Source organism: Scopulibacillus cellulosilyticus (genome assembly GCF_042665295.1).
In the GTDB taxonomy this organism is placed as follows: Bacteria; Bacillota; Bacilli; order Bacillales; family Sporolactobacillaceae; genus Scopulibacillus_A; species Scopulibacillus_A cellulosilyticus.
Window position 1 is genome coordinate 1 of the sequence record NZ_JBHTCO010000009.1, and the last position, 4,823, is coordinate 4,823.

2 protein-coding genes, 3 tRNA genes and 1 other annotated feature are annotated in these 4,823 nt (G+C 44.4%); of the genes, 3 read left to right on the forward strand and 2 right to left on the reverse strand.

What is annotated here, in order from left to right:
• Positions 1–43 precede the first annotated feature (43 nt).
• From ACFQRG_RS08865 to ACFQRG_RS08875, 3 genes are all read left to right on the forward strand, one after another.
• Positions 44–119, forward strand: a tRNA-Val gene (locus ACFQRG_RS08865).
• 146 nt (positions 120–265) lie between these two features.
• Positions 266–341 (forward strand) — tRNA-Phe (locus tag ACFQRG_RS08870).
• Positions 342–466: 125 nt separating this feature from the next.
• Positions 467–538 (forward strand) — tRNA-Glu (locus ACFQRG_RS08875).
• Between the two features lie 248 nt (positions 539–786).
• On the opposite strand, the gene poxB is transcribed toward ACFQRG_RS08875, so the two are convergent.
• Both poxB and ACFQRG_RS08885 read right to left on the reverse strand, forming a co-directional pair.
• Positions 787–2,511 (reverse strand): ubiquinone-dependent pyruvate dehydrogenase, encoded by a 1,725-nt coding sequence (gene poxB / locus ACFQRG_RS08880; RefSeq protein WP_380965526.1) that lies wholly within the window; start codon positions 2,509–2,511, stop codon positions 787–789.
• 50 nt (positions 2,512–2,561) lie between these two features.
• A complete protein-coding gene (locus ACFQRG_RS08885; protein ID WP_380965527.1) occupies positions 2,562–4,271 on the reverse strand; it encodes an NAD-dependent malic enzyme in 1,710 nt (569 codons plus the stop codon).
• 159 nt (positions 4,272–4,430) lie between these two features.
• Positions 4,431–4,660 (forward strand) — a binding site (T-box leader).
• Positions 4,661–4,823: the final 163 nt, after the last annotated feature.

The following is a 4,823-nucleotide window of genomic DNA, read 5'->3' on the forward strand; positions in this document are numbered from 1 at the left end:
GGGGCTTCCCCCTGTGAGAGTAGGACGCTGCCAGGCGTATTCTGGAGGATTAGCTCAGCTGGGAGAGCATCTGCCTTACAAGCAGGGGGTCGCAGGTTCGAGCCCTGCATCCTCCACCATATAATTTTTTGAATTGTAAAATATATAGAAATAAAAATGTACATATTAAACATCTGAAATGGTTCTGTGGTGCAGTGGTTAACATGCTTGTCACGTTAGATCGCCGGTTTAAAATTCAGACGGGACTTCCATTCGAAATTATCATGGCTCGATAGCTCAGTCGGTAGAGCAGAGGACTGAAAATCCTCGTGTCGGCGGTTCGATTCCGTCTCGAGCCACCACCAAATATAATATGCCGGCCTAGCTCAATTGGTAGAGCAACTGACTTGTAATCAGTNCCTGTATAATGAGCCATTTGCTCAGGCGGTAGGAGGTTCAAAACCATTATTCTCCGCCATTTTGTTATGGCCCGTTGGTCAAGTGGTTAAGACACCGCCCTTTCACGGCGGTAACACGGGTTCGAATCCCGTACGGGTCATTTATTTTGATTGAGATTGCACTCTTAGCTGAACACGAAGAGTCATGGCCTTCTCGGTCAGCGGTTTTCAATCCTTAAAGCATTTAAAAAGGCATCTGCTAATAAATAGCAGGTGCCTTTTTCGGCAAAATAAAATGAGGGATAACTGAATGGAGCTATGAAAAACTTTGTCTTGGTCTTTTTAATATAATAAATCCTTTTTATGTTAAACCCCCTTTAAAAAGATAAAGGGGGTTTAACATAACCGCTTAACGAATCAGGTTAGTCTTGGCAAGTTTGAGCAACTCATCCCCGCGGCTGTTCAGAACGGCTTTAAGCATCCAAAGGCTGAATCCGTGCGCCTGTTCTAAGGTGATCTTTGGCGGCAATGATAACTCCTGGCGGTTCACAACCACATCTAATAAAACAGGTCCATTATGATCAAACGCTTGACGTACGGCGTCTTCAAGTTCTCCGGGGTCTTCGATACGAATGCCTTTAATCCCCATCGCTTCTGCTACGTTTGCAAAATTAGGATCATCAAGTTCTGTACCGGTTTCAAGAGAGCCGGCTGCTTTCATTTCCAATTCGACAAAGCTGAGAGCGCCGTTATTAAATAATACAACCTTGACGGGCAACTGATGCTGCCGCAGTGTCAATAGGTCGCCCATTAACATAGTGAGACCGCCGTCACCGGACAATGCAATGGCTTGGCGATCTGGTGAAGAGACTTGCGCGCCGATCGCTTGCGGAAGGGCATTTGCCATCGTGCCATGATTAAAAGATCCTAATAACCGCCGTTTTCCGTTCATTTGTAAGTATCTTGCCGCCCAAAGCGTTGGCGTGCCGACATCACATGTAAAAATGGCATCCTCATCAGCTAAATCGCTAACGACTTTGGTCAGGTATTGCGGATGGATGGGTTTACGGCCGGGTTTCCCTGATGCAAGTGCATCAAGCTCTTCTCGGACACCTTTATAGTTTTTTACAGACTTGTTCAAATGAGCTGAATCATGATCCTCAGTCAGATAAGGAAGCAGTGATTCAACAGTATCTTTCACGTCGCCGCACACGCCGTAAGTAAGAGCGGTACGGCGGCCGAGATGCTGCGGTTCAATATCAACCTGCAAAACAACCGCCTTTTCCGGATAAAATTGCCTGTAAGGGAAGTCGGTACCGAGCATCAGAAGGACATCACAGTCCATCATGGCATGATAACCTGATGAGTAACCAATAAGGCCGTTCAAACCGGCGAAATACGGGTTGTCATACTCGAGATGTTCCTTTCCGCGCAGCGCGACAACCATTGGTGACTGCAGTTTTTCACAAAGCTTCATAAGAGACTCGTGTGCACCTGCACATCCGGCTCCGCAAAGTAATGAGATGCGCTTGCCTTTGTTTAGGTAGTCCGCTAATTGTTTCAACTCTGATTCGGAGGGATGGATGACCGGTTTTGTGATGTGCATCACGTGTTCAGGAACGGAATGCTCATCCGTTAAAGCTGCTACATCACCCGGCAGAACAAGGACGGATACCCCTTTTTCTGAAACGGCCTTTTGCATGGCCATGGTAACTGCGCGAGGCATTTGATTTGTTCTGTTTACAACCTCGACGTATTCGGCGCAGTCTTCAAAAAGCTTTTCAGGATGCGTTTCTTGAAAATAATCGCTCCCAACTTCATCGCTTGGAATGTGCGCAGCAATTGCAAGAACCGGCAACCGGCTGCGCTTGCAATCATACAGTCCGTTGATAAGATGGAGATTCCCGGGGCCGCTGCTTCCAGCACATACGGCGATGCTGCCGGTGACTGCCGCTTCAGCACCGGCAGCAAACGCGGCAACTTCCTCATGTCTGACATGAATCCACTCGATTTTTCCTGAACGGCGAATGGCATCAAGGACTGCATTCAGTGAATCTCCGACAATGCCATAAATTCTTTTAACGCCGGCGTTTACCAATGCCTCTATAAGCGAGTCCGAAATGGTTTTTCTCATCTTTTTCTCTCCTCAATTTTTTCTTTAGTACCTTTAGATGCGATGCTTTATTATTTAGAGACTTTAACTGCTTCCACTTGGGGATACACGGGCTGCCACATAGCATCTTGAACAGCTTGGATAATATCATCCGGCTTTCTATTAGCGACACCGTCCGCAATAGCTGCTTCCACTACTTTTACTGCGACAGTAGCAGATACTGACCTAAGATTTTCAACATCCGGAAGTACAGGCGCCCCCGGCTGAGTTGGATCAACCGTAGTTGCTACAGCAACAGACGCTGCTTCAAACATTCGATCTGTCATAAGTTTTGCTTGTGAAACGATTGTTCCCAGCCCCAATCCCGGGAAAACAAGGGCATTATTAGCCTGTCCGATATAATATGTTGTATTTTTATATGTTACCGGATCAAAAGGGCTCCCTGTGGCAATAAGTGCTTGGCCATCGGTCCATTTAATTAGGTCATCCGGCTTTGCTTCTGATAAATGAGTCGGATTAGATAATGGCAATATTGCCGGTCTTTTAACATGCGCGGCCATTTCTTTTACAATTTCTTCTGTAAATGCACCGGAAACTGTTGAAGTACCTATTAATATTGTTGGATGAACTTGGCTGACAACTTCTTTTAAACTGATGCCGTTCCCTTCCTGTTTCCAATCTGATACTTCTGAAGCGGGGCGCGCAAATTCTTTTTGGAAATCCCGTAAATCATCCATATTATCAAGAAGTAATCCGGGACGATCGACACACCAAAACTGGCGATTGGCCTCTTCTTTGGACAGCCCGTCACGCACCATTGCATCACGTACCTGTTCAGCAATGCCGATCCCGGCCGTACCGGCGCCGAAAACAACAACACGATGATTTCTGAGCGGCATTTTTGAAGCTTTTACAACAGATAATACCGCCGCCAGTGAAATGGCTCCTGTTCCTTGAATATCATCATTAAAGGTACAAAATTTCTTACGATACTTTTTTAAAATTTGCCGGGCGTTTGCCGAGGCAAAGTCTTCCCAGTGCAAAATGGCGTTCGGGAACATTTTGCTGGCAGTTTGGACATAGCGGTCGATAAACTCTTCATATTTTTTACCGCGTATCCGTGAATGTCTATTACCGATATAAAGCGGGTCGTTTAAAAGACTTTCCTGATTTGTTCCAACATCTAAAATCACCGGGATGACTCGCCTTGGGTCAATACCTGCAGCAGCCGTATAAACAGAAAGTTTTCCAATCGATATATTAATGCCGCCGACGCCCCAGTCACCGATGCCTAAGATGCCTTCTCCATCTGTTGCAACAATTAAGTCAATATCCTCCGGGCCCGCACTGAAATTTTTAAAGGCTTCATCAATGCCGTCGGGATCATCAATAGATAAGTATACGCCGTGGGGCCGGCGATAGCCGTGACTGTATGTTTTAATGGATGTTCCAACAATAGGGGTATAGATAATTGGGAGCATTTCACTGAGATGCTCAGATAATAAGCGGAAAAATAACACTTCATTTCGATCCTGCAAAGAAGTTAAATAAATATTTTTGCCGATATCATCATGCTGGGAACAAAATTGTTTGTAAGCACGTTTAACCTGCTGGTCAATGGTTAAAACGGCCGGGGGAAGCAATCCTTTTAAACCAAGGGCTTCACGCTCTTCATGTGTAAAAGAAACCCCTTTATTAAGAACAGCTGTACCTAACACATCGCGCCCTCTCAATGACGTCTGGATTTTATCCTTTGATACTATGGTATATTTTTTATTCATTAAAACCATTCCTCGTATTTTTTATTCTGGGTTATTTTACCCTTTTTTTCAGGGGTTAATCGTCATATCTTTCATCATTGGTTAAAAAAAGTGTTCTTGAAAGAACTTGTAAATACTAAATGAATATTGTATATTGTTAATAAGTTTTTCTAGACCAAAATAAAGGCAATGAAGAGGACAATGGTTATTCTTATCGGTTTACAGAGAGGGAAGATAAGTTGAGAGCTTCCTAACGCAGGGGAATAGCTTACCACCTTTGAGCTGCATCGGGGAAATTGTAAAAGTATCTGATGCCGTTGATGCGACGTTAAAGCAATTTGAGCCGTCAATGATATATGTGTGAATTGACGGGAAATAGGGTGGAACCACGAAGCGCACTCGTCCTTATATGAAGGATGGGTGCGTTTTTTATATTTATTGAAATTTTTAGGCTCTATAATATTTGTTGGGGTATGAGAAAAATTAAAACAAAAAAATACACGCAAGCTCCTTAATCCTTTACACTTGAATTGTTCAGAAACAAGAGAAGGATAGGAGTTACGTGTATATGCA

Bases quoted from the DNA above. Each gene is read 5' to 3' on its own strand.
- poxB (WP_380965526.1), bottom strand. From the start codon at position 2,511: ATGAGAAAAACCATTTCGGACTCGCTTATAGAGGCATTGGTAAACGCC.
- ACFQRG_RS08885 (WP_380965527.1), bottom strand. From the start codon at position 4,271: ATGAATAAAAAATATACCATAGTATCAAAGGATAAAATCCAGACGTCA.